Here is a 24,139-nt window from a genome sequence, read left to right on the forward strand (position 1 = left end):
TCCCTAGGACGCGCGCCGGCCGGTGGCCAGCAGCGGCAGGCGTCCCTCCGGCAGGGGCGGGTAGTGGGACAGCCGCGCGCGCATCAGCACATGGTCGCGACCGTGCAGCGAGAGGGGACGCAGGCTGTCCCAGTGCAGGGCGCGGAACAGCGCTTCGTTGGCGGCCTGCACCTGGGCGAAGAACGCCTGGCAGCCGCGCGCCCGGGCGCTGCCCACCGCCAGCCGGATCAGGGCGCTGCCCAGGTGGGCGTCGCGCCGATAACCGCGTGCCACCGCCAGCCGCGAGCCGTACCAGATGCCGGGGCGGTCGCTGTGGATGCGCACCGTGCCGACCACCTCGTCCGGGCCGCCGGCCACGTAGGCCACCGCCACGATGGTCAGGGCGCGGCGGTCCAGGGCATCGCCGTCGTCGCCGTCGAACAGCCCCTGCTCGGCGCAGAATACCCGGCGGCGCAGGTCGCGGGCGGCCTGGTGTTCCCAGGCTTCGGAGGTCAGCTTCACCGCGTACTCGCGGCTGCGAAACGGGGTCACCGGCTCCAGGATCATGAGGCCTGCTCCACGTCTTCGAAGGCGGAGAGGGACGAGCAGGCGCCGCAGCGGCCGCAGCCGGCCTTGATGTCCGCCGAGCGCAGGCCGCCGCCGCGCAGCAGTGCGCCCAGCGGCTCCAGAATGCGGCGCATGTGCGCCGCCGAGGGCGAGGGGTGATGTGCCAGCGGCGTGCCGGAAATCGGCACGAACGGCACCACGAACGGGTACACGCCCAGTGCCACCAGCCGCTCGCACAGGGCCAGGGTGTCGTCCACGGTGTCGCCCAGGCCGGCCAGCAGATAGGTGCTCACCTGGCCGCGCCCGAACACGTCCACGGCGTCGGCGAACGCCTCCAGATACTGGTCCACGCTGATCGACGCCTTGCTCGGCATGATCGTTTCGCGCAGGGCCGGGGTGGCGATCTCCAGGTGCATGCCCAGGCTCTCGATGCCGCTGTCGCGCAGCCGCCGGAACCAGGCCCGGTCGTCCGGCGGCTCGCACTGGCCCTGGATCGGCAGCTCCACGGCGGCGCGCACGGCGCTGGCGCTGTCGCACAGGACCCGGGCGCCGCGATCCTGCAGGTTGGGGGTGCCGGTGGTCATCACCATGTGTTTGACGCCGTCCAGCTCCACCGCCGCCTTCGCCACCTCGGCCAGCTGCGCCGGCGTTTTGTGGGCAATGGTGCGGCCCTCGTCCAGGGACTGGCCGATGGCGCAGAACTGGCAGGACACCTTGCGGTTGTTGTAGCGAATGCAGGTCTGCATCACGGTGGTGGCGAGCACGTCCTTGCCGTGCAGGGTGGCGATGTGGGAATAGGGCACGCCGTCGGCGGTGCTCAGATCATAGAAGCGTGGCCGGGCGGTGAACGCCATGCGCGCGATTTCCCGGCCACCCCGGGTGACCCGGCTGCCGTCCAGTTGATAGGGGGAGTCGCCGGCGCCGGCGGTGTGCACCGGAATCATCACTACCTTGCCGCCGATCTCCACCGCCTTGTGGTCGGAGGGGCCGGCGCCGCCACGGCGGCTGGGGGCGCCGGCGGACGGATCGCTCAGCCGCACGCCCCGGGTCTGCAGATCATTGATGAGCCGCTGATTGAAGCGGGTACTCTTGCTGCTCATGCTCATCGCTCCCGATGGGGGCCCCGGCGGCGTCGCCGTGCGGGCCGTGAATATCCTGCAGGTCATGGACGGTGGCCGCCGGGCGGCGGTCGATCAGCAGGCTCAGCAATTCCGGGCGGGCGTAATGCCCCACGGAATCCATCATCCGCTTGCGCTTGAGAATCAGGGCCAGGTCCAGGTCCGCCACGCACAGCCCCTCGCCCTCGGTGACCGGCTCGCCCAGCACCTTGCCTTCCGGCGACACGATCATTGTCATGCAGCCGCCGCGCAGGGCTTTTTGCTGCGCCGGGTCGTCGGTGATGGCCTGGATCTGGTGCTCCTCCAGCCAGCCGGTGGCGTTGACCACGAAGCAGCCGGACTCGGCGGCGTGGTGGCGCATGGCCGCCTCGATCTGATCGGCGAACACCGGCCCCACCATGGAACCGGGAAACTGGGCGCAGTGGATTTCCTCGTGCTGGGTCATCAGCGCGTAGCGGGCCAGCGGGTTGTAGTGTTCCCAGCAGGCCAGGGCGCCGATGCGGCCCACGGCGCTGTCCACCACTTGCAGGCCACTGGCATCGCCCTGGCCCCAGATCATGCGCTCGTGATAGGTGGGCGTGATCTTGCGGCGTTTTAGCAGCAGGCGGCCGTCGCCATCGAGCACCACCTGGGTGTTGTAGAGCGTGCCCCGGTCCCGCTCATTGACCCCCAGCACCACCACCATGCCGTGGCGGCGGGCGCGCCCGGCGACCCGGTCGATCTCCGGGCCCGGCACCGTCACCGCCCGCTGGTACAGGGCGAGGTGGTCCGGGCCGGAGAACGCCGGGGCGCGCACGAACGAGAAGTAGGGGTAGTAGGGCACCAGGGTTTCCGGGAAAACCAGCAGCTGCACACCCCGTTCGGCGGCGGCGTCGATCCAGTCACAGACCTTGTCCAGGGTGCCGCCGGCGGTGTCCAGGTCCGGCGCGATCTGCGCCGCCGCCGCCCGTACCGTCCTTGCCTCGTTCATGGCGCCCTCCTTACAGGGTCCAGGTGTCGAGGATGAAGGCGTTGTCCCGGCGATGGAGCAGCACCAGGTCCAGCACGTCCAGTGGATTGATTGGTTTTATTCCCTCAATCAATGAAGGCTCGCCGTGCCCGTAGAGGGCCTGGAGCGCGAACCGGCAGGCAAATACCTTGCCGCCTTCGCCCATGAACTTGGAGAGCTGGTTGTTCACCGCCAGGTGGCCCGGGAAGGCCTCGTCGCCCAGGGTCGGGAACCCGCGCTGCAGGCCCAGGGTGACGCCGGGGCCGTACAGCAGCACCGAGGTATCAAACCCTTTGCGCAGCAAGCGCGTCGCCTGCAGCATGTTGACCAGGCCGATGGAACCCTCGAAGGCCACGGTATGGAAGGTCACGAGCGCTTTCTCGCCGGGTTCCGCCTTGACGTCCTCGAACACCTTCTCTTCGTAGTCGACGAAGAAGTCGCCTTTCTGATGCGCTGCTTTTTCTACGGTGGGCATAGCCGCCTCCCTCTGCGTATGTCGTTGTGGCGCCCGTGATCGGGCACTGGCAAACAACTGCAATCAAGATGCCAATCAAGTGGTAAATTGATTGATTGGTTCGGGCCGTTATGGCCCAATGGGCGGCGTTTGGCCGGGGTGCGGCGATGGTGCCCGGGCCGGCGACCAATCAAAGCGGTAAGCGGCGCCCGTCACCCCCCGGCGCCGGTGAACAACCCTGGTGCAGAGCATGACCATCGATAGTGCGAAACAGGACGGCTGGCGGCCGCAACTGAAGACCGGGGGCAAGGCGGTGTACCTGCGCATCGCCGACGCCATCGGCGACGATATTCTGGCCGGCCGGCTGACCGTGGGCGAACGGCTGCCGCCGCTGCGCGATCTGGCGGCGGCGCTTAACCTCAACTACGCCACCGTGTCGCGGGCCTACAACGAGGCCCAGCGACGGGGGCTGATCTACTCGCGGGTGGGGCAGGGGTCCTTCGTGTGCCAGCCGGGCCGGCTCAGCCGGCGCAGCGCCAGCGCCGCCCGCGCCGTGGACATGACCATGAACCTGCCGCCGGAGTCCCGGGACCCGCTATTGCGCGAGCGCATGGAGGCGGGGCTGCGTTCCCTGGGGCCGGATCTGCAGCCGCTGATGCGCTATCAGGAGTTCGGCGGCTCGCCGGAAGACAAGGCGGCGGCGGTGGCCTGGCTGCAACGCCGCCCCCTGCGGGTCAGCGAGGACCGGGTGCTGGTGTGCCCGGGGGTACAGAGCGCGCTGCTGGCGGTGCTGGGCAGTCTGGCGCGGCCCGGCGACGTGGTGCTGTGCGAATCCCTGACCTATCCGGGCCTGCGCGCCATCGCCGGCCAGCTCGGCATTCGCCTGGTGGGGCTGCCGCTGGATGAGGATGGCTTCGACCCGGACGTGCTGGCGCGGCTGTGCGCCGAGCATCACCCCAAGGCGCTGTACTGCAACCCGGTGCTGCTCAACCCGGCGGTGGTGACGCTCAGCGAGGAACGCCGCCATCGGGTGGCGCAGATCGCCCGCAAGCACAACCTGCCGATCATCGAGGATGACGCCTACGGTTTGCTGCCCAGCCACCGACCGCCGGCGCTGGCCAGCCTGGCGCCGGAACTGACCTACTATCTTTGCGGCTTCAGCAAATCCCTGGGGGCCGGGCTGCGCGTGGCCTACCTGGCGCTGCCCTCGGCGCGGCTGCGGTCCCGGCTCACCGTGACCCTGCGCGCCACCACCGTGATGGCCTCGCCGATCACCGCCGCGCTGGCCTCCTGCTGGGTGCAGGACGGCACCGCGGATCTGGCGCTGTCGCTTACCCGGCGCGAATCCCAGGCCCGTCAGGCCCTGGTCACCGAGATTCTCGCCGGCGCCGATTACCGCTCCCACCCGGAGGCGTTCCACGTCTGGCTGAAGATGCCCGAGCCCTGGAGCCGGGTGGCGTTCGCCGCCCGGCTGCGTGCTCAGAACATCAACGTGGTGGTCAGCGACGCCTTCGCCCTCAATGGCAAGCCGCCGGAAGCGGTGCGCCTGTGCCTGGGCGGTCCGGCCAGCCGCCAGGACCTGGCCCAGGCGCTGCATCTGATCGCCGACGCCCTGGAAGAACCGGGCGCCGCCAGCGCCGGTTTCTTCTGACCCCCCCTAAACAGGGGTAGTGGCGGGGTGCCATCGGTCATGCTAATGTCCCGTTCTCGATCGTTAAGGGGACGGAGCCGGATAACTGAATAACAGGCCCCGACCCGGATTGTGGGGGATAAATGCTGACCGGAACCTTTGACCTGCCCGGCGGGTTGACGTTGCGTCCTGCGCGGACGTCCGACACCGCCTTTCTGCGCGAGCTGTACGCGGCCACCCGGTCGGATCTGGGACTGCTGCCTGAAGCCGAGTTCGCCGCCTCCCTCATCGATTTGCAATTCAACGCCCAAACCGAGGGCTACGGCCGTGATTTCCCTGATGCCATGCATTTCATCATCGGCCTGCACCAGGACCGTATCGGTCGGTTGATCCTGGATTTCAGCATCGGCCGCGTGCACGTGGTGGATCTGTCGTTGATTCCCGCCGCCCGTGGCCAGGGGCATGGGGCTTCGCTGCTGCGGGCCATGCAGCGTACCGCCGAGCGGGTGGCCGCGCCGGTGATGCTGGCGGTGGACCGCGGAAACGCGGGTGCCCGTGAGCTCTACGTCCGGCTCGGTTTCCGCTCCGAAGGCGCCCGTGGCGACTTCCATGAAGCCCTGGTGTGGTGGCCGCCGGCCGTGGAGGCCCGGGCATGAGTCTGACCCTGACCCTGACCCAGGCCCGGGCGGCTCTGGATAGTGGCTTCGTGCTCGATCTGACGCCGCCGTTGACCCTGTGGTTGCGGGAGGTGAATCCGGTCACCGGCCCCGGTGAGGCCTTTTCAATGATTTTCCATGCCCCGGCGGAGCCGGCCCTGTCGCAGCAAACCTACCGCCTGCGCCACGAGACGCTGGGCGAGCAGTGGCTGTTCCTGGTGCCGCTTTCCGAAGGGGGCGAAGGTGCCGTCTACGAGGCGCTGTTCAATAACTGAATCCGACCGGCGTAAGCCGGCATGTTGATTGTGGGGGAAAAGATGGACCGACGCGCCTTTCTGGTCGGGGTGGCGACCTTGCCCATGTTGATGGCCGGCTGTGGCGGTGGTGGCGGCGGCGATGCCGCCGCCGAGCCCGTCACGCCGTCGCTGGAGGAGGCGCGCTCCCTGAGGGCCCGCCTGTTCCGTTCCCTGGAGGGACAGACGTTTTATCTGGGCCACCCCACCTACGGCGTGGTGGACGCCGTGCTGGAGCAGGTGGTGGACCACACCGTGGACGATACGGTGGAGCAGTTCATGCTGGATTTCTCCACCGCCCCCGGGGTGGCTCTGCCCGAAGGCCGATGGCCCCTGGAGCACCCCACCGCCGGCCGCTTGACCCTGTACATCCAGCCCGCCGGCGATGACCTGGAAAGGGACCACTACCGGGCGGTGTTCAGCCAGCTCAATGATACCGGCGAGGAGGAATAACCCATGTCTGAACCCTTCGTGGGCGAGATCCGCCTGTTCGCCGGTAACTTTGCGCCCCGGGGCTGGGCGTTCTGCGACGGCCAGTTGCTGGCGGTGAGCCAGAACGACGCCCTGTTTTCCCTGCTCGGAACCATCTACGGCGGCGACGGTCGGACCACCTTCGGTTTGCCGGATCTGCGCGGGCGCGTTCCGGTGCACGCCGGTCAGGGCTCCGGCCTCGCCGCTCGGAGTTTGGGGAGTTCCTGGGGAGTGGAGAAGGTGGTCCTTAACGGCAACCAGATACCTGGCCATGAGCACCGGCCAGGGGGCACCGCGGCGGCGGCCAGCAGCCGCTTCCCCGAGGGCAATGTCTGGGCCGGCGCGCCCAATGCTTCCTACCGGCGGGACACCCCGGACCAGACCATGGCCGCCGGCCTGGTGGAGCCGGCCGGTGGTGATCAGTCGCACAACAACATGATGCCGTTCCTGGGGGTGCACTTCATTATCGCCCTGTTCGGCATCTACCCGAGCCGAACTTAGGAGGGCCGCGCCATGTCCGAACCCTTTCTCGCCGAGATCCGCATTGTCGGGTTCAACTTCGCGCCCCGGGGCTGGGCCTTTTGCGATGGCCAGCTTCTGCCCATCAACCAGAATCAGTCGCTGTATTCCCTGCTGGGCACCACCTATGGCGGCGACGGACAAACCAGCTTCGCGCTGCCGGATCTGCGCGGCCGCGCTCCGACTCACCCCGGCAGCGCCGCTGGCGACAGCATCGTCCAGGGGGAAGCATTCGGCGCGGAAACGCACACCCTGAGCGAGGCGGAAATGCCGGCCCACGGCCATGGTGTTCGCGCCAGCAGTGAGTCCGCCAACGCCACCACTCCGGGCGGCCACACCTGGGGAGTGACCAGCCAGGCGTTTTATGGCCCGGCGGCGGGGTTGGCCATGGCGCCCGGGGCGGTGGACGCCAACCGGAGCGGTGCCGTGCAGGCCCACGAGAACTGCCAGCCGTCGCTGGCGCTGAACTTCTGCATTGCCCTGCAGGGGCTGTTTCCGTCCCGGAACTGAGAGGCGACCATGTCCGAACCCTTCATCGCGGAAATCCGCATCTTCGCCGGCAGTTTCGCGCCCCGTGGCTGGGCGTTCTGCAACGGTCAATTGCTGCCGATCTCCCAGAACACGGCGCTCTTTTCCCTGGCTGGCACCACCTACGGTGGCGACGGGCGCAGCACCTTCGCGCTGCCGGACCTGCAGGGCCGCGCGCCCATGCACCCTGGCCAGGGGCCGGGTCTCACCGACCGCCGCCTGGGCGAAAAGGGCGGTGCCGCCACCGTGACGCTCACCGAAGCGCAGATGCCGGCCCATGGCCACGGTGACATCCGCGCCAGCAGTGGCGGGCCGGACAGTGCCTCGCCGGACGGCGCTATTTGGGCCGGGGACCGGCGCAGCCGGGCCCGGCTATACAGCGACGGCGTCGCCGATGCGCGCATGGCGCCGGAGGCGCTGCAAACCGCCGGTGGCTCCCAGCCGCACAACAATCGCCAACCTGGCCTGGGACTCAACTTCATCATTGCCTTGGTGGGGCTTTACCCGTCCAGGTCGTGACGCGCGGCGCGCCGCGCCTTTGCTATTTTTGGGGGACAATGTGAGAACCAATAAAGGAACCGCTCGGCCCCGTGGCCGGGCCGGGCTACTGGGACGTGCGCTGGTGACTCTGGGGCTGCTGGGGCTGGCCTCCCTGTCCCAGGCGCTCACCCTGACGGTGAACAGCAACGCCGACGCTGCCGGCGGCGATTGCCAGGGGGGCGGCGTTTGCACGCTGCGCCAGGCGGTCACCGAGGCCAACGCCATTCCCGAGAGCAGCGAAGCGCTGGTGACCATCAACCTGCCGGTGGGGACCTACACCCTCGGCGCCACCCTGGTGATCGAGCGTGCCATGACATTGGTCGGTGGCGGCGGTGACCAGGACGCGGACCCCACCGCCACCATCCTGCAGGCGGGCACCGCCGCCGGGGAGGCGACCAATGGCCAGCTGTTCCGCATCAATCCTTCTTACAGTAACGCCTTCGACACCCGCTTCGCCGCCCTGTGGCTGCGCCATGGCCACAACAACAGCAACGGCTACGGCGGCGCCCTGGACTGGGACGGCAGCGAGGACGCCGCCGGCAACGGCGCCGGCACCCTGACCCTCTACAACACCCTGTTCACCGATAATGTGGTCGACAACCCGGCCGGCACCGGTGGTGCCGTGGCCGCCTTCTACGGCGCCCAGGTAAGGGTGGAGCGCTCCGTTTTCCGCGACAACCGGGTGGAGCACAACGGCACCCCGACGGGTGATAGCGGTGCCCTGTCGGTGAGCCACACCGGCACCGTGATCCTGGACCGGGTCGCCATCGACGGCAACCGGGCCGGCAGCGCCGGCGGCGTCGGCCTTTATCAGATCGGCACCCGGGCGGAGGTCATCGCCAGCACCCTGACCGACAACCAAGCCGCCAGCGGCCCCGGCGGCGGTTTGGTGATCGCCGATCTGGACGGCGAAGCACACCTCACCAACAGCACCTTCTCGGGCAACCGCGCCGCCACCAACGGCGGCGGCCTGAATCTGGCGCCGGCGGCCGGCGCCTCCGAGCTGCGGCTGGTGCACGTCACCGCCACCGGCAACACCGCCGATAGCGGCGGCACCGGCAACGGCCGGGGCGGCGGCCTGAACGTGGCCAACGGCAACGCCCCGGTGACCCTTTACAACACCCTGGTGGCGGTCAACCGTCTGGGTAACGACGATGCCAGCGACGTGGGCGGCGATCTGGATGGCAACAGCGCCCACAACCTGGTCGGCACCGGCGGCGCCGGCGGCCTGGTGGACGGTGTCCAGGGCAACCAGGTGGGCGTGGCCGAACCGGGCCTGACGGAGCTGGCCGACAACAACGGCTTCACCCGCACCGTGGCCCTGGCCAACGGCAGCCCGGCCCTGGACGCCGGCGATGCCGGCCTGCCCGGCGCCAATCTCGCCACCGACCAGCGCGGCTGGCGGCGGGCGGTCGCCGCGGCCTCGGCCACCCCCCTGGCGACCCCGGACATCGGCGCCTACGAGGCCCATCCCACCCTCAGCCTGATCGCCGATAATGAGATCCTTGGCCTGCTCGAGGGCGCGCCCACCCGGGACCTGGATTTCTATGTGGGTGATGCCGACCAGACCCCGTTGCTGACACTCAGCGTGAGCGCCGACAACACCACCCTGTTGCCCGCATCCGGCCTGCGGCTGAGTGGCAGCGGCAGCGCCCGCACCCTTTCTCTGACCCCGGCGGAGGGAGAGTACGGCACCACCACCGTGACCCTGACCGCCACCGGCTACGACAATAACGGTGGCGTCCAGGAAAGCCAGCAAAGTCAGGAGACCTTCCAGTTCCGGGTGATCCCGCCACCGGAGCTGACTCTGACCAAGACGCACAGCGGCGATTTCCACCAGGGCCAGACCGGCGCCACCTACACCCTGACCGTGGGCAACCAGGGCCCGGGGGACACCCTGGGCAGCACCGTTACCCTGACCGACAGCTTGCCCGCCGGCCTGTCCGCCACCGCCCTGAGCGGCACCGGCTGGACCTGTACCCTGGCCACGGTGAGCTGCACCCGTGACGACGTGCTCGACAACGGCGGCAGCTATCCGTCGGTGACCCTGACCGTGGACGTGGCCGGCGACGCCGCCGCCAGCCTCACCAACCAGGCCATGGTGACCGGCGGCGGCGACGTGGACGGCGCCACCGCCACGGACCCCACCAAGGTCCTGGTGGCCACCACCACCGCCCTGGCCACCGGCGGCGCCAGCGCCTACGGGCAGACCATCAACCTGGTCGCCACCGTGAGCCCGGGCAGCGCCACCGGTAACGTCAGCTTCGAACGCGCCAACGGCACCGGCTGGGATAGCCTGGGCACCGCCACCCTCAACGGCGGCACCGCTGTCTTCAGCATCCCGGACGGTTACGGTGTCGGCGCTTATACGTTCCGGGCCCGTTATCCCGGCGACGACGATCACTACCAGAGCGGCCCCACCAGCACCGGCCATACGGTCACCAAGGCCGACCAGACCCTCACCTTCTCGCCGCCGTCCACGGTGACCTTCGGCGACAGCGCTTTCACCCTCAGTGCCAGCAGCGACGCCGGCCTGACGCCCAGCTTCGCCAGTTCCGACAGCGACGTGATCGCGGTGAGCGGCAGCACGGCCACCATCGTCGGCGCCGGCAGCGTGACGCTCACCGCCAGCCAGGCGGGCAACGGCAATTACAACGCGGCCACCCCGGTGAACCGCACGGTGACCGTGGACCCGCGTGCGGTGACGCTCACCGTCACCGACACCGACCGCACCTATGACGGCAGCCCCAAGGCGGTGACCGTGACCACCACCCCCGCCGGCGTGCCGGTGACGGTAACCTATGACGGCGGCGCCACCGCGCCCACCGACGCCGGCGACTACGCGGTTCACGTGGAGACCGACGACGGCAACTACGCCGGCGGCACCGACGCCACCCTGACCATCGCCAAGGCTGGCCAGACCGTTACCTTCCCTGCGCTGGCCACGTACACCGTGGGTGACGACGCCTTCGCCCTGGGCGGCAGCGCCTCCTCCGGGCTGACGGTGAGCTACGCCAGCGACAACCCAGGCGTGGTCACCGTCAGCGGCGGCACCGCCACCGTCATCGGCGCCGGCAGCGCCACGATCACCGCCAGCCAGACGGGCAGTGACAACTACCTGCCGGCCGACGACGTGGCGCGCACCCTGGTGGTGGAAAAAGCCACCCAGACCATCACCTTCCCGGCGCCGGCCCCGCTCATCGTGGGAGATCCGGGTTTCAACCTGGGCGCCAGCGTGGACTCCGGCCTGACCCTGAGCTATGCCAGCGCCACCCCGGCGGTGGCCACCGTGGACAGCGCCGGCAACGTGACGCCGGTGGGCGCGGGCAGCACTGAACTGACCGTGTCCCAGGCCGGCAATGACGACTACCTGGCCGCCAGCGTCAGCCGCACCCTGACCGTGGCCAAGCAGGGTCAGACACTGACCTTCGACGCCATCGCCGACCAGGATTACCCGGGTTCGCCGATCCAGGTGCCGCTCAGCGCCCGCAGCGACCGGAGCCTGCCGATCACCTTCCGGGTGGACAGCGGCCCGGCCAGCGTGGCCGGAGACACCCTCACCGTGAACGGCACCGGCACCATCACCGTGGTGGCGGAGCAGGCTGGCAACGACGAAGTGGCCGAAGCCAGCACGACGCGCAGTTTCCAGTCCCGCGCCGCCGATGACGCCAGCTGGACCGTGGGCAACTGCGCCGACGGCGGCGAGCCGGACAGCCTGCGGGTGATTCTGGGTAACGCCGTGGACGGCAATACGGTGGGCTTCCGGTCCGGCCTGGACTGCACCGGCGCCAGCACCATCCGCATCGCCGATGGCGGCACCCTGGTGATCGACCAGGCTCTGGACATTGACGGCCAGGGCGCGGACATCGAGATCAGCGGTGAAGGCCGGGTCGGTGTTCTGAGCGTGGCCGCCACCGCCGGTCCGGTGCGGGTGGCGGGCCTGACCCTGCGTGACGGCAATGCCGCCTTTGGCGGTGGCCTCAACGCGGAGAATCTCGGCGGCACGCTGACCCTGGAGGCCCTCAGTCTGATCGACAACCGGGCCGGCAACCGGGGCGGCGCTCTGAACCTGGTTCTGACCGGCGCCGGCGCCGAGCTGACCAACCTGACCCTGGCCGCCAACAGCACGGACGGGCAGGGCGGGGCGCTCGCCGTGACCGCGAACAGCGCCCTCACGGTCACCGCCAGCCATCTCAGCGTCACCGGCAACAGCGCACCGCTCGGTGCGTTCGCCGACCTGCGGGGGCCGGTGACCCTGGCGTTGGGTAACAGTGTGGTGGCCGGCGATGCCGCCATCATCACGGCGGCGCTGCCCGCAGACCCGGCCGGGGTGCCCACGGTGGCCCTGGACCACTCGGTGGTCGAAGGCGGCTATGCCGCCGGAACCGCCATCATTGACGCCGCGCCGCTGTGGACCCGGCAGGGCGATCTGTTCGCGTTGCTGCCCGGCAGCCCGGCCATCGGCGCCGGTGACACCGGGCGGTGCGCCGCCGCCGATCAGCGCGGCGTGGCCCGCACCGGTCGCTGTGACGCCGGGGCCTGGCAGTCGCGCGGCTTCACGCTGACGCTGGCCGGCGGCGACGATCAGGAAACCCTGGTGGACGCGGACTTCGACGTGCCTCTGTCGGTGACCGTGACCAGTGGCCAGAACGAACCGGTGGCCGGCGGTGAAGTCACCTTCACCGCACCGGCCACCGGGGCCGGCCTGGACGGCGCCCCGCTGACCGCAGCCATCGACGCCGAGGGCCTGGCGTCCGTGACGCTCACCGCCAACGGCGTGGTGGGCGAGTACCTGGTCAGCGCCGATGCCGCCGGCGCCGACGCGCCGGTGACTTTCAATCTGGAGAACCGTCCCATCGGTACCGAACTGACCCTGGCGGCGGCGACCCCAGCCACCGTGAACACGGACTTCGACCTTACCGCCACCCTGAGTGCCGACGCGGCCCTGCCCAGCGGCGCGGTGGATTTCCAGATTGAGGACAACGGCACCTGGACCGACCTGGGCAGCCGTGCCCTGGCCGCCGACACCGCCGTCTACACCATCAGCGGCGGCCTGGCCGCCGGTGAGTACCGGTTCCGGGCCCGCTTCCCGGGCAACGCCACCCACGAAGCCAGCGACTGGGCGGAAGCCTCCGGCGCCGTCTATCCGCCGCTGGCGGTGGACGATGGCGGCGGCGCGCCGCTGCCCGCGGGCGGCGACCGCACCCTGACCATCCAGGGTGGCGAGGGCGGTGACTACCTGGTGGACGTGCGTGCCCCGGGTGGCGGTCTGTCCAGCCTGACGCCCGCCTGTGGCGCCGGCACCTGCACGGTGCGCTTCCAGGCGCCGGACACCGGCGCTTTCGCCGGTACCTATCAGGTCACCGTGATCGACCGCGAAACCGGCTGGCAACGTGTGGTGGAGATCGTCGTGCCATTGTCGGTGAGCGCGGACCGGGCCACCCTGCTGAGCCTGGACCCGCAACGCCACTCCGCCGCCGTCATGGTCACCGGCGCCGCCCCCGGCGCTACCGTCACCCTGTCCCCGGACGCCATCGCCCAGGGCGCCGGCATTCAGGCCGACGGCCCGGCCAGTGCCGTCGATGAGGCCAGTGGCGGTAACCCGGCCGGCTTCACGGTGACCGTGCCGGACGGCCTTGCCACGGCCTTGCCGGTGACCCTGACCGCCGCCTCGCCGGGACTGACGGACGGCAGCCTGGACATGCGCGCCGAACCGGCCACCGTGTACCAGGGCATGATCCTGGACCCGCTGGGGGCGCCCCTGCCCGACGCCGAGGTGGTGCTGCTCCAGGAGACCCGCGCCCGTGCCTTGTTGCCGCCCCTGGAGGATGAGAATGGCGAGCGCTATCTGGCCACTAGCGACATCAACGGCGACTTCGTGCTCTACGCCCCGCCGCCGAACGCCGGCGCCGTCCACTGGCTGGAAGCCACGGCGCCCTACTACGTGGCCACCCGCCGGGAGGCCGCGGACTGCGCCGTGTCGCCCTGCGTGTTGACGCTCACCGCCGCCGAGGACGTGGCCACGCCGCGCTTCACGCCGCCGGCCGGCGCCTACCCGGGCGGGGTCACCGTGACCCTGGAAAGCACCACACCCGGGGCCACCCTGCGTTACACCCTGGACGGCACCACACCCAGCCTGAGTCATGGCATCGAGGTGGCCAACGGCACCCGTCTGACCGTGGAAACCGACACCACCGTGAAGGTGATCGGCTACCAGGCCGGGCTGAACGTGTCCGAGGTGGCCAGTGCTCGCTACACCATCACCGCCGTGACCGTGGACAGCGGCGGCGGTGCCGGCGGTCTGGCCTGGTGGTTGCTGGCGCCGCTGCTGCTGTGGCGGGCCGCCGGCGGCCGCCGCGCCGCCGCGCTGGCCCTGGCGGTGCTGATGCTGGCGCCGCCCCTGGCCCGCGCCGAGGGCCTGTTCCTGGGCGCGGAACTGGGTCAGGCCCACAGCCGGGCGGACACCGGCGACATCAATGAAAGGCTGGCCCGGCGCGGGCAGGCCGGGGAGGCGCGGGTCGGCGACCGCCGCCGCGTCGCTGGCCGGTTGTACGTCGGTTACCAGTGGGGCGGGCGTTGGGAAGCGCAACTGGGCTACACGGACCTCGGCGAATTGGCGGTGGCCTACGACAACACCGGTCCGGTGTCCGCCGCCGCTCTGGCCGCCGCCACCCCGGTGGCCGGCCAGGGCCTGGAAGCCAGCGCCGGCCACCGCTGGGCCCTGAACGACGCCTGGTCCCTGGCCGCCCGCCTGGGGTTGATCCACTGGCGCGCCGAGCTGGACGTGGCCGGCGACGAACGCACCCGCTGGGGCACCGGCCTGGTCCTTGGCGCCGTTGTCGAACGACGGTTGACCGACAACTGGGACGCCACCCTGTCCTGGACCCGTTACCGACTGGCAGGGGAAGACACCGATCTGCCGGCCCTGGGCGTGCGTTACCGGTTCGCCGCGTTCTGAGACTTTTCTGGGAAAAAATCCGTTCTCGTTCGTTTTAGGGGGGAAAGGGACCTGAATGGCCCACCCCCGTTTGACGACCACGAGGAACGCTAATGACCACGCTTGCCGATCCGGCCCAAGCCGACCGCACTCTGTCCGCCCGCCTCAAGCAGGAAACCCACGCCATCCATGACGCGCTGGACAGCCGCATCAGCGCCCTGTCGCCGTTTCTGGACCGCGCGCACTACGCACGTTTCCTGCGCGTGCAGCTGCGTTTCCAGACCGCCACCGCGCCGCTCTATGAGCGTGACGATTTGCAGCGCCGGTTCCCCGACCTGTTGGAGCGCAGTCGGGTGGATCTGATCGAGGCGGATTGCCGCGATCTGGGCCTCGCCGAGGCCGACATCGAGGCGGACCGCGCCGCCGGCTGGGCGGTGGCCATCGAAGACGGCGACGCCGTGATCGGCTGGCTGTACACCAACGAGGGCTCCAACCTGGGCGCCGCCTTTCTGTTCAAGCGCGCCCGGAAGGAACTGGACCTGAGCGCCGACTTCGGCGCCCGCCATCTGGCCGGCCATCCGGACGGTCGCGGCCTGCATTGGAAGCGCTTCAAGGCCCAGCTGGACGAACTCGGCCTGAACGATGGGCAGCAGGATGAGGCGGTGCGCGGCGCCCGGGCCGCGTTCGCGTTCGTGCGGGAATCCGTGGAAGCGGTAATGGCATGAGGGCTGGCATGCGAGTTGTGATCGGGCTGCTGGCCCTGTGTCTTTCGATAGCCGGTCAGGCGCAGCAGCGTCTGGTGGTGGCCGGCGGCGAACTGACCGAAATCGTTTATGCGCTGGACGCCGGCGACCGGCTGGTGGCGGTGGATTCCACCAGCAATTACCCGGCGGCGGCGCGGCAATTGCCCAAGCTGGGCTATGTGCGGGCGCTGCCGGTGGAGGGCACCCTGGCCCTGAAGCCGGACCTGGTGCTGCTGTCCGGGGAGGCGGGCCCGCCGCCGGCGGTGGCTCAGCTGAAACAGGCCACGGAGGTGCGCTTGATCGACCCGGAGTGGAGCCCGGCCGGGCTGCTGGCCCGGGTGGAGCAGGTCGCCGAGGCGCTGGAGTTGCAAGCGCGCGGCGAGCAATTGAACGCCGGTCTGCGCGAACGCTTCGCCGCCCTTGATCAACGGCTGCCGCTGGCGGACCCGCCGCGCACCCTGCTGGTGCTGTCCGCCGGCCGCCACGGCGTGCAGGTGGCGGGCAAGGGCACCCAGGGCCAGGCCCTGCTGGATGCCCTGGGGCTGCCCAATGTGACCGATGGCGAGGGCTATAAACCGCTCAACGCGGAGGCGGTGCTGGCCGCCAATCCGCAGTTGATCATCATCGCCGAGACCCGGCCGGGCAGCTTCCAGCCGGAGCAGTTGCCGCTGCTGGAAAGCACCGACGCCGGTGCCCACGGCCGGGTGCTGGTGGATGACGGCATGCGCCTGCTGGGCTTCGGCCCGCGCCTGCCGGACGCCATGGAAGCGGTGCTGGAGGTGGCCACCGGTGAGGGCCGCTGAGCCCCGGCGCTGGCCGGTGGCACCGACCCTCGCCGCGCTGGCCGCGCTGCTTGCCCTGGGCATGGTGATCGCCGCTCTGGCCGGCCCCTTGTCGGTGGCCCCGGTGACCCTGTGGCGGGGTGTCTGGGAAGGCAGCGACCAGCCCGGCTACCTGGTGGTGCGTGACCTGCGGCTGCCGCGCATTCTGATGGCGGCCCTGGTGGGCGCGGCGCTGGCGTCCACCGGCGCCGCCCTGCAGGGCCTGTTCCGCAACCCGCTGGCGGACCCGGGGTTGATCGGCATCTCCGCCGGCGCCGCCCTGGGGGCGGTGTCGGTGATCGTGCTCGGTGGCGGTGCCCTGGGCCCTCAGGCGCTGCCGGTGGCCGCTTTCGCCGGCGCCCTGGTCACCACCTTCCTGATGTGGCGCATCGCCAGCCGGGGCGGCGAAACCCGGGTGGCGCTGTTGCTGCTGGCGGGCATCGCCATTGGCGCCATCGCCATGGCGCTCACCGGCGTGCTCACCTTCATGGCCGACGACAACGAGCTGCGCACCCTGACGTTCTGGGCCATGGGCAGCCTGGCCCACAGCCGCTGGTCCGACGTCGCCCTGGTGGCGCCCTGGCTGTTGGCGGGTATCGTGCTGATGCCGCTGCTGGCACGGCCGCTGAACGGTCTGATGCTGGGCGAGCAGGCGGCCCTGCACCTGGGCCACGCGGTGCCCCGGGCCAAGCGCGCGGTGATGGTGCTGGGCGCGGTGTCGGTGGGCGCGGCGGTGGCCGCCGCCGGCCAGATCAGTTTCGTGGGTCTGGTGGCCCCGCATCTGGTGCGGCTGCTGATCGGCGTCGATCACCGCTGGCTGATCCCCGGCGCCGCCGCCCTGGGCGCGGTGCTCACCGTGTTCGCCGACACCCTGGCGCGCACCCTGGTGGCGCCGGCGGAACTGCCCATCGGCCTGGTAATGGCGTTGCTGGGCGGTCCTTTCTTCCTGGTGTTGTTGCTGCGCCGCCATGGAGTCTGAGCGATGAGTGAGGTGTTATTGGAGGTCACCAACGTCACGGTGAAGGCGGGCGAGCGGACCTTGTTGTCCGATATCACTTTCCAGGCCCGCGCCGGCGAACGGCTGGCGCTGCTGGGGCCCAACGGCGCCGGCAAATCCACCCTGATGCGCGCCCTGGCCGGCGACCTGACCCCGGACGCCGGCGCCGTGACCCTGCGGGGCAGGCCACTGCCGGACTGGCCACTGGCGAAGTTGGCGCGGCGTCGTTCGGTGATGCTGCAACACACCCCGGTGGGGTTTCCGGTGCGCGTCGATGAAGTGGTGGCCCTGGGGCTGCCCGGGCGGCGCCATGGCAACGCCGGCGATGCGCTGGTGGGCCAGCTGCTGGACCGGTTCGGCGTCGCCCATCTGCGCGGGCGGGCCTACCCGTCCCTCTCCGGCGGCGAGCAACAGCGGGTGCATCTGGCCCGCGTGCTTGCCCAGGTATGGGATACGCCGGGGCCGCGCCTGCTGCTGCTGGACGAAAGCACCTCGGCGCTGGACCCGGCGCAGCAGTATCGGGTGCTGGAGACGCTGTCGGGGCTGGCGGAGCAGGGCGGTTTTCTGATCGTGCTGGTCTGCCATGATCTCGCCCTGGCCGGCGCCTTCGCCTCAAGAGTGCTGATGCTCGACCAGGGTCGGCTGCTGGCGGATGATCTGCCCGCCCGGGTGCTGACCCCGGAGCGCCTGGCACGGGTCTATGGGCTGCGAAGCCGCTGGCTCGAGCACCCGGATGGGCCGGTGTTGCATGTGGAGGGCGCCTTGCCCCGCTCGGGGGTGGAGGGTCAGTCCCGGTCGTCCATGCCGTAATACCGAATACCAATCAGGAACAGCGCAGGTCACATCCGCATCGCGGCTGGTGTGCTCAGGGCGCGTCTTCCCCCGCCTCCTCTCTCTCACGGCGAAGTTCTTGTGCTTGCTGGCGGTACTGTTCCGCCTGGCTATCGCGCCTCAGGGTACGGTACAGCGAGGACAGATTGTCGAGCACCAGGAGCAGCTGTTCCCGGGGGACGGAGGGCTGCGCCTCCAGGATTTCCCGGGCCTGCTGGTAGAGCGGTTCGGCCTTGCCGTACTGGCGTCGCATATACAGAGCCGAGGCGAGGCCGTTGAGGGCGTCGGCGCGCAGCCGGGGAGAACCCGCTTCGGGCAGACCGTCGAGCACCGCCCGGTAGGTTTTTGCCGCTTCCCGGTATTGCCGGCGGGCGAGCTGGGTGGCGCCGAGGCTGGCCCTGATGCGGGCGACCTCCAGGCTGTTTGGCCCGAAGTGCTCATCCAACAGGGGCAACAGTTCCCGGTAGTGCCGCGCGGCCTCGTCGTAGCGGCCGGCGGCATGCAGGGAGAGAGCCTCGTCGTTGAGCGCCTGGATGTGTTGCGGGTCGGCCGCCAGGGCCGGTGTGCCCAAGGCGAGCACGACGCCCAGATAAAGGGGCTTGAAATCAACAATCATGAGGTGCTCCATCGGGCGCGATCCCAGGATCGCGCCCTTCATGGCCGGTTCAGTAACAGGCGGGCTGATACTCGAATCGCCAGCCGGGTTTCTCGGCGATTTCAAAGGTGTAGGTCATGCCGATCAGAACATTCTGGTCATAGGGCCGGTCCGGGTCCGGCGAAATATTGCCGGCATTGATGTAATCGTTGGCGTCCGCCGGCGCGTTCAACGCCAGACTGAAGTCGATGCTTTCGCCTTGCCCGATCACCATGCCTTCGCTCAAGCCGACGAAACCGCCGGAGAAGACCTGGGCGCCGTCCCGCGTGGGTGTGGCGACCCGCAGGTTGGTGATGGTGTAGCTGCCCTGGTAAGCGGTCAGCCGATAGTTCTTGATAACGTTGTCCCCTTGCTCCAGCTGATGGGAGAACACCGGGAAGCTGGTGTCGTCGTGGTGCCAGTAAGGGAAGGCGCGTTGGAAGGGCAGGGCGTCGGCGCCGTGGAGGGTGGTCATGTTCCGGTCCCAGTAGTTCAGTTCGGCGGAGTAGTAATCCTCCAGCATCAGGCTGGGGTAGTCCGCGCGCTCGACCGCTCTGAAAGACAGTGTCTGTGGTTCGGAGGTTTCGATGCCGTCGCTGACCACGGCGGTGGCGTTGTAGGTGCCCGGGATCGTGGGCGTGCCCGGTGCGAAGGTGGCCTCCACGCCGGCCTCGGTCAGGTCACTGCCCACCGGTTGGTCCAGGGTCCACAGGTAGTACAGGGTGTCCAGGTCCGGGTCCACCGCGTTCTGAGCGTAGAAGGTCAGCGCTTCGCTGCCGCCGATCACGTAGGGCTGGTCGGTGTCGTTGAAATGGGTATTGCGGCGACGCGCCATGAAGTGATCGTTATCGTTGCTGATGCTGCCGATCACCGGCGGATTGTTTTCCGATTTGGCGAGCACCCGCCCATAGGTGGTCGACGTGGTGGTACTGGTCACGCCATGGCTGTCGCGCACCGCCAGCAGCACCATGTAGATGCCGGGCCGGTCGGCGGTGAGGCCGGCGCGGGCGTTGCTCAGTACCGCGCCGTCGGGGCGGGTCACATCCCGGAAACGAAGCTGGGCGTTGCTGCCATCCGGGCGATCGAGAAGATGCCAGTGATAGGTGAGCCGGTTGTCGTCCGGGTCGGAGCTGGTGGAACCGTCAAACCAGGCGTCGGAGCCGACCATGATGGTTTGCGAGTCCAGCGTCATGGCCGCCGACGGGGCGCGGTTGGCGCCGGTACGGGCGATGAAGGTGCGCCGCGCGGGTTCGCTGTCGGCTTCGCCATCATTGACCACCATCTCCACGGTGTACTGGCCTTCCTCGGTGGGCGTGAAGCTGAACGAGCCCTGGCCGGTCAGATCGCTTTGCGCGTAACCCGCCGGCGTGCTGATCCACTGGTAGCGCCGGTTGCCGCTGCTGATGCGGGTGCCGTCGATGTCGTAGGAATTGCCGCTGGACCAGATCGTGTCGCCGAGCTCCACTTCATTGGCCTGGCCGGGCGTGATGAAGCCGATCCGGGGCGTGCCCTGGAAGGTCGCCACCGGCGGCGTATTCGGCGCGCCTTGCGGCGCCGTCACGGTAATGCTGGCATTGCTGAAATTGCTGATGGAGGTGCCGTCGTAGACCACCAGATAGGCGTCCCAGGTACCGGCCACGTCCGGGGTGAGGGTGGGCGTGGCGGTATCGTGATCCTGCAAAGCGGTTTCCACGGTCAGGGCGGAGCCATTGGGAATCCAGATCGGAGCGAAACCGGTGTCGCTGCCAGGACTGATCATGTACCAGCGATAGCTGAGTTCATCGCCGTCCGCATCGGAGCTGCCGGAGCCGTCCAGGGTCAGGGTCTGGCCGCGTTCGACGGTATAGGGCCCGCCGGCGTTGGCCACCGGTGTGGTGTTGGCTTCGCTGGCGGTGATGGTGAGGGTCAGCGGGGCACTCGCCCGCTCCTGATAATGAACCACCAGCGTCACGCTGTACTGGCCGGCCACGTCCGCGTAGAAACTGGTCATGGCGGTGCCGGTTTGCGCCAGCATCGCGGTGCTGTCGGTGGGCGCTGATTCCAGGGTCCACTGATAGGTGAGCAGGGCAGCGTCGCCGCCGGTGGGCGGCACGCTTTCGCCACCGTCCAGTAACACGGTGGTACCGATCAGTTCGTGGTATTCGGTTTGCGCGATGGCCACCGGGTCCGGGTTGGTGGCGGTGATGATCACCCGGTCCTGGCGGCTGTCGGCGGTGCCGTCATTGACCACCAGATCGGCCGCGTAGGTGCCGGGCAGGTCGGTGACCAGCTGGGGCTGCGCCACGCTCTCATCGGAGAGTTCGGCGGTGCTTCGGGCGGGCTTATCGGCCAGGGTCCAGGTATAGCTCAGTTCGGCCTCGGATCTCGGCGAATGGCTGGCGGACCCGTCCAGGGTCACGGTGCCACCCATTTCCACGGTTTGATCGGGGCCGGCGTTGGCGACCGGTCTTTCCACGGCGTCGCCGCCATCGCTACCGCCACCGCCGCCGCCGCAGGCGACCAGCAGCAAGGTGGCGAAGAGAAACGCGCACGGTGTTTTCAGGGATTGCATGGACTTGTCTCCATTGGAGTGGTGATGTTCAGAGGTTCAGCGTCACGCTCAAACGGGCGGTGCGGCCGGGGGCGGGCACCAGACCCAGGCCCAGCGCATCCAGGTAATACTGGTCGGTGACGTTATCGACGTTGAAGTCGACGCTGAGGGTGTCGTTGGGCTTCCAGCTGGCGTACAGGTCGACGATCCGATAAGCGTGCCAGGGCACCGGGCTGAGAAAGCCGTAGGAGGTCTGATCGTCGAATTCCGGTGTCTCGGTGCGCTCTCCCATGAAGGTCACGCGGGTGCCGATGTCCAGCCGGCGCCGGAACAGGCGGGCGCCCAGCGTCGCGGAGGCATGCCATTCCGGCGGAATCATGTTGTTGAAATAGGAATTGGCGACGCCGTAGTCGTTGCAGCGGTCGCGCCGGTAGCTGCCGTAATGGCACACCTCGATGTGGTCGTACCGGGTGCCGCCGAGCTTGGTGTAGGCGAAGCCGGCGTCGTACTCCAGGGACAGCTCGGTACCGCGCAGAGAAACGCTTTCGATGTTGCGCACCACGAAGGTCTGGTTGCCTTCCTCCCAGAGATTCGGGGAGGTACGCGTGAGATAATCCTCGGTGAGGTTCTCGAAGCGGGCCAGCTTGACCGCGAGCCGGTCGCCGCCCAGAAAGACGTCATGGCCCAGAAAGTTGATACCCACTTCCCGGTTGGTGGCATGCTCGGGCTTGAGCGGCACGTCCAGGGCCGGCGCTACCGACCAGCCCTGGGTGGCCTCGAACAGACTGGGCATGCGCAGCGCCTCGGCGTGCCGCGCATAGAACTGCAGGCCGTTCATCCAGGGTTCCCAGGCCACGCTGAACACCGGGGCGCTGCCGCTGTTGCGGGTGCGATAACGAATCGGATCGCAGGCGCCGTTACCGTCGTCGTCCACGCAGAACACGCTTTCTACGTAGACAGTGTCGACCAGATTGCCGTCGTCGTCGTAGAGGTTTTCCTGGTGGCCCTCCGGCACGACAAGCTTATCGTCCTCGGTTTCTACCCGGATATAACGGATGCCGGCATTCAGGGTAAGCGGACGTACCGGCTTCCATTGCCAGTTGAAAAAGGCGCCGAGCTCGTCCCGGTTACCGATGCGGCCGAAGGCGGTATTGCGCGACGGATCGTTGTCCGCGTCGGCGGGGACGCGGGTATCGATGTCCTCCCGTTGCGCGGTGAGGCCGTAATTCAGGGTGTGCTCGCCGGCGAAGGAAATCGCGGTTTCATTGCCGAGGTCTCCGCCCCAACGGTCGTAGCGTTCCGGGGTGGGCGTGGCGGTGAACATGCCGTACACATCCTCGGAATAGCTGCGGTTGAGGCTGCGGGTGTGGGTATGCCAGAGATTGAAGCTCAGATCCAGCCAGGCCTTGTCCACCGGGTCCCAGCGGTAGCGGCTGGTGTAGGTGTGGGCGGTCACGGTGCTGTCGTCGGTTTGTTTGATCTGGTCGAACCAGATCAACTGGGACGGCATCAGCTCACCGTATTCGCTGTCATAGCGCTGGTAGCCCAGTTCCAGGGTCTGGTCCGCCGGCAGGTAGACGTTGCTTTTCAACAGCAGGGTGTTGCTGCGCAGGTTGCTGTTGACGATGCGCTCCTCGCCGCGGAACCGGGAGGCGCCTTCGCGGATCGCGGTGACTTCCGTATAGAACGGCAACTCCCGGTATTCCAAGGCCACTTCCGGAGTAGGGCCATGGGCGCCGGAATAGTAGTTGCCCTGATTGCGTTGCGCGTAGGCGGCCACCAGGTCGAAGCTCTCGAAGCGCCGGGCGGCGGCGATGCTGCCCGACCAACTGCGCATGTCCAGCAGGCCGGGGCGGTCCATGCCCTCCGGCGAACCGAACTGCTCCGGCAGCGCGTTCTCGCCCTGGCACAGGCTGGCGACCGCGCAGTCCACGTAATAGGTGCGGCCGGTGCCGTCCATCCCCGCCGGTGTGCCGCCGGGCGGGGCCGCGCTGCTGTTGCCCATGGCGCCGCCACGCAGCCGCAGGCCCCAGTCCTTGCCCGGCTTGATGATGTCATTGGCGCCAATGGTGCGCATGCTGACCACACCGCCGGTGGCGCCACTGGCGCCGGCGTCCATCACCGGGCCCTTGTCGATATTGATGCTGGCGATCATGTCGGGATCGATATAGGTGCGTGACGATACGCCGGCATAGCCCCTGTACACGGTGGTTTCCTGGCGGGCCCCGTCCAACAGTACCGGCACGCGCCCCTGGCCCTGCATCCCGCGAATATTGATGTCCAGGCCGCCGCTGTTGCGGTTCTCGCCGACCAGCACACCGGGCGTGCCCTGGAAAATGTCGCCCACTGAAGTACCACGGAAGCGTTCGATCTCCCGCTGTTCGATCACGTTGGCGGAGTGGGCGCTGCGGTAAACCCCGTCGGAGGCCACCGCCTTGCCGTGCACCTGCACCGGCGCCAGGGTGAAGCCGGCGGTGTTGGACAACGGATAAATCACCGCCGCCTGGGGGGCGGTGGCGCGCCAATACAGTTCGGTGCCGGCGAGCAATCGGGTAAGCGCCTGGTCGGCGGGTAACAGGCCATCCACCGCCGTGGACTGTCGGCCCTCGGCCAGCTCGGAGCGTAATGACACCTGCCAGCCGGACTGGCGTGCGAAGGCGCTGATGGCGCCCGCCAAAGGCTGAGCGGGGATCTGAAACATACGGTCGTGCCCGACCACGGCGCTTGGTTCCCCGTGGTCGGGTGTGGCGGCGTGACTCACCACCGGCGTCAGCCCGATCAGTACCAGCGCCAGCAGTCGGCAAGGTAGCGGTGGGACCATGAAACGGCTCCTGTCCAGGATGTCGAGAATGAGAGTTATTCTCTTGAATCCTTAAGACGCGGCAGCCGCCGGATTTTCCCAG

The 24,139-nt window shown here is 68.9% G+C and carries 19 protein-coding genes; 12 read left to right on the forward strand and 7 right to left on the reverse strand.

Annotated elements, in window-relative coordinates:
- Positions 1–3 precede the first annotated feature (3 nt).
- The 4 genes from ACLD0W_RS10445 to ACLD0W_RS10460 are packed head-to-tail and all read right to left on the reverse strand — an operon-like array spanning position 4 to position 3,127.
- Positions 4–546, reverse strand: coding sequence for an MSMEG_0567/Sll0786 family nitrogen starvation N-acetyltransferase (locus ACLD0W_RS10445; RefSeq protein WP_410307418.1), 543 nt, complete (start codon positions 544–546; stop codon positions 4–6).
- Positions 543–1,646: an MSMEG_0568 family radical SAM protein gene (locus ACLD0W_RS10450; RefSeq protein ID WP_410307419.1), complete on the reverse strand. Its 1,104-nt coding sequence runs from the start codon at positions 1,644–1,646 to the stop codon at positions 543–545. Before ACLD0W_RS10450 ends, ACLD0W_RS10445 begins: the two co-directional genes overlap by 4 nt.
- Positions 1,603–2,634 carry a Nit6803 family nitrilase gene (locus tag ACLD0W_RS10455; RefSeq protein ID WP_410307420.1) on the reverse strand — a complete coding sequence of 344 codons (1,032 nt, stop codon included), beginning with the start codon at positions 2,632–2,634 and terminating at the stop codon, positions 1,603–1,605. Before ACLD0W_RS10455 ends, ACLD0W_RS10450 begins: the two co-directional genes overlap by 44 nt.
- A 10-nt stretch (positions 2,635–2,644) precedes the next feature.
- The gene (locus tag ACLD0W_RS10460) at positions 2,645–3,127 is read right to left on the reverse strand and encodes an MSMEG_0572/Sll0783 family nitrogen starvation response protein (protein ID WP_410307421.1); all 483 of its coding nucleotides are present in this window, start codon (positions 3,125–3,127) and stop codon (positions 2,645–2,647) included.
- Positions 3,128–3,356: 229 nt separating this feature from the next.
- On the opposite strand from ACLD0W_RS10460, the gene ACLD0W_RS10465 reads away from it, so the two are divergent.
- The 12 genes from ACLD0W_RS10465 to ACLD0W_RS10520 all read left to right on the forward strand — a co-directional run bounded on the left by ACLD0W_RS10465 (position 3,357) and on the right by ACLD0W_RS10520 (position 18,051).
- Entirely contained in the window at positions 3,357–4,757 is a 1,401-nt protein-coding gene (locus ACLD0W_RS10465) for a PLP-dependent aminotransferase family protein (RefSeq protein ID WP_410307422.1), read from the forward strand.
- Positions 4,758–4,879: 122 nt separating this feature from the next.
- Positions 4,880–5,392 carry a GNAT family N-acetyltransferase gene (locus tag ACLD0W_RS10470; RefSeq protein ID WP_410307423.1) on the forward strand — a complete coding sequence of 171 codons (513 nt, stop codon included), beginning with the start codon at positions 4,880–4,882 and terminating at the stop codon, positions 5,390–5,392.
- Positions 5,389–5,667 carry a DUF6916 family protein gene (locus ACLD0W_RS10475; protein ID WP_410307424.1) on the forward strand — a complete coding sequence of 93 codons (279 nt, stop codon included), beginning with the start codon at positions 5,389–5,391 and terminating at the stop codon, positions 5,665–5,667. Before ACLD0W_RS10470 ends, ACLD0W_RS10475 begins: the two co-directional genes overlap by 4 nt.
- 42 nt (positions 5,668–5,709) lie before the next feature.
- A complete protein-coding gene (locus ACLD0W_RS10480; protein ID WP_410307425.1) occupies positions 5,710–6,138 on the forward strand; it encodes a DUF6916 family protein in 429 nt (142 codons plus the stop codon).
- Between the two features lie 3 nt (positions 6,139–6,141).
- Positions 6,142–6,657: a phage tail protein gene (locus ACLD0W_RS10485; protein WP_410307426.1), complete on the forward strand. Its 516-nt coding sequence runs from the start codon at positions 6,142–6,144 to the stop codon at positions 6,655–6,657.
- Positions 6,658–6,669: 12 nt separating this feature from the next.
- Positions 6,670–7,185, forward strand: a complete 516-nt coding sequence (locus ACLD0W_RS10490) for a phage tail protein (RefSeq protein WP_410307427.1) — start codon at positions 6,670–6,672, stop codon at positions 7,183–7,185.
- A 9-nt stretch (positions 7,186–7,194) separates the two neighbouring features.
- The gene (locus tag ACLD0W_RS10495; protein WP_410307428.1) at positions 7,195–7,722 is read left to right on the forward strand and encodes a phage tail protein; all 528 of its coding nucleotides are present in this window, start codon (positions 7,195–7,197) and stop codon (positions 7,720–7,722) included.
- A 103-nt stretch (positions 7,723–7,825) separates the two neighbouring features.
- On the forward strand, positions 7,826–14,701 hold the full coding sequence (locus tag ACLD0W_RS10500; protein WP_410307429.1) for a choice-of-anchor Q domain-containing protein: 6,876 nt from the start codon (positions 7,826–7,828) through the stop codon (positions 14,699–14,701).
- A 92-nt stretch (positions 14,702–14,793) separates the two neighbouring features.
- Entirely contained in the window at positions 14,794–15,405 is a 612-nt protein-coding gene (locus ACLD0W_RS10505) for a biliverdin-producing heme oxygenase (protein WP_410307430.1), read from the forward strand.
- A gap of 8 nt (positions 15,406–15,413) precedes the next feature.
- On the forward strand, positions 15,414–16,226 hold the full coding sequence (locus ACLD0W_RS10510; RefSeq protein WP_410307431.1) for a hemin ABC transporter substrate-binding protein: 813 nt from the start codon (positions 15,414–15,416) through the stop codon (positions 16,224–16,226).
- Positions 16,227–16,242: 16 nt separating this feature from the next.
- Positions 16,243–17,223, forward strand: coding sequence for a FecCD family ABC transporter permease (locus tag ACLD0W_RS10515; protein WP_410307432.1), 981 nt, complete (start codon positions 16,243–16,245; stop codon positions 17,221–17,223).
- Between the two features lie 3 nt (positions 17,224–17,226).
- The gene (locus ACLD0W_RS10520; RefSeq protein ID WP_410307433.1) at positions 17,227–18,051 is read left to right on the forward strand and encodes a heme ABC transporter ATP-binding protein; all 825 of its coding nucleotides are present in this window, start codon (positions 17,227–17,229) and stop codon (positions 18,049–18,051) included.
- Between the two features lie 55 nt (positions 18,052–18,106).
- Here ACLD0W_RS10520 and ACLD0W_RS10525 read toward each other — a convergent pair whose 3' ends face one another.
- Genes ACLD0W_RS10525 through ACLD0W_RS10535 form a run of 3 tightly spaced genes read right to left on the reverse strand, consistent with a single transcriptional unit; the run spans position 18,107 to position 24,057 of the window.
- Positions 18,107–18,730 (reverse strand): tetratricopeptide repeat protein, encoded by a 624-nt coding sequence (locus ACLD0W_RS10525; RefSeq protein ID WP_410307434.1) that lies wholly within the window; start codon positions 18,728–18,730, stop codon positions 18,107–18,109.
- A 7-nt stretch (positions 18,731–18,737) separates the two neighbouring features.
- Positions 18,738–21,257, reverse strand: a complete 2,520-nt coding sequence (locus ACLD0W_RS10530) for a PKD domain-containing protein (RefSeq protein WP_410307435.1) — start codon at positions 21,255–21,257, stop codon at positions 18,738–18,740.
- A gap of 28 nt (positions 21,258–21,285) precedes the next feature.
- Positions 21,286–24,057, reverse strand: a complete 2,772-nt coding sequence (locus ACLD0W_RS10535; protein ID WP_410307436.1) for a TonB-dependent receptor domain-containing protein — start codon at positions 24,055–24,057, stop codon at positions 21,286–21,288.
- Positions 24,058–24,139 lie beyond the last annotated feature (82 nt).

This window comes from Alloalcanivorax sp. C16-1, assembly GCF_046507805.1.
Classification (GTDB): domain Bacteria; phylum Pseudomonadota; class Gammaproteobacteria; order Pseudomonadales; family Alcanivoracaceae; genus Alloalcanivorax.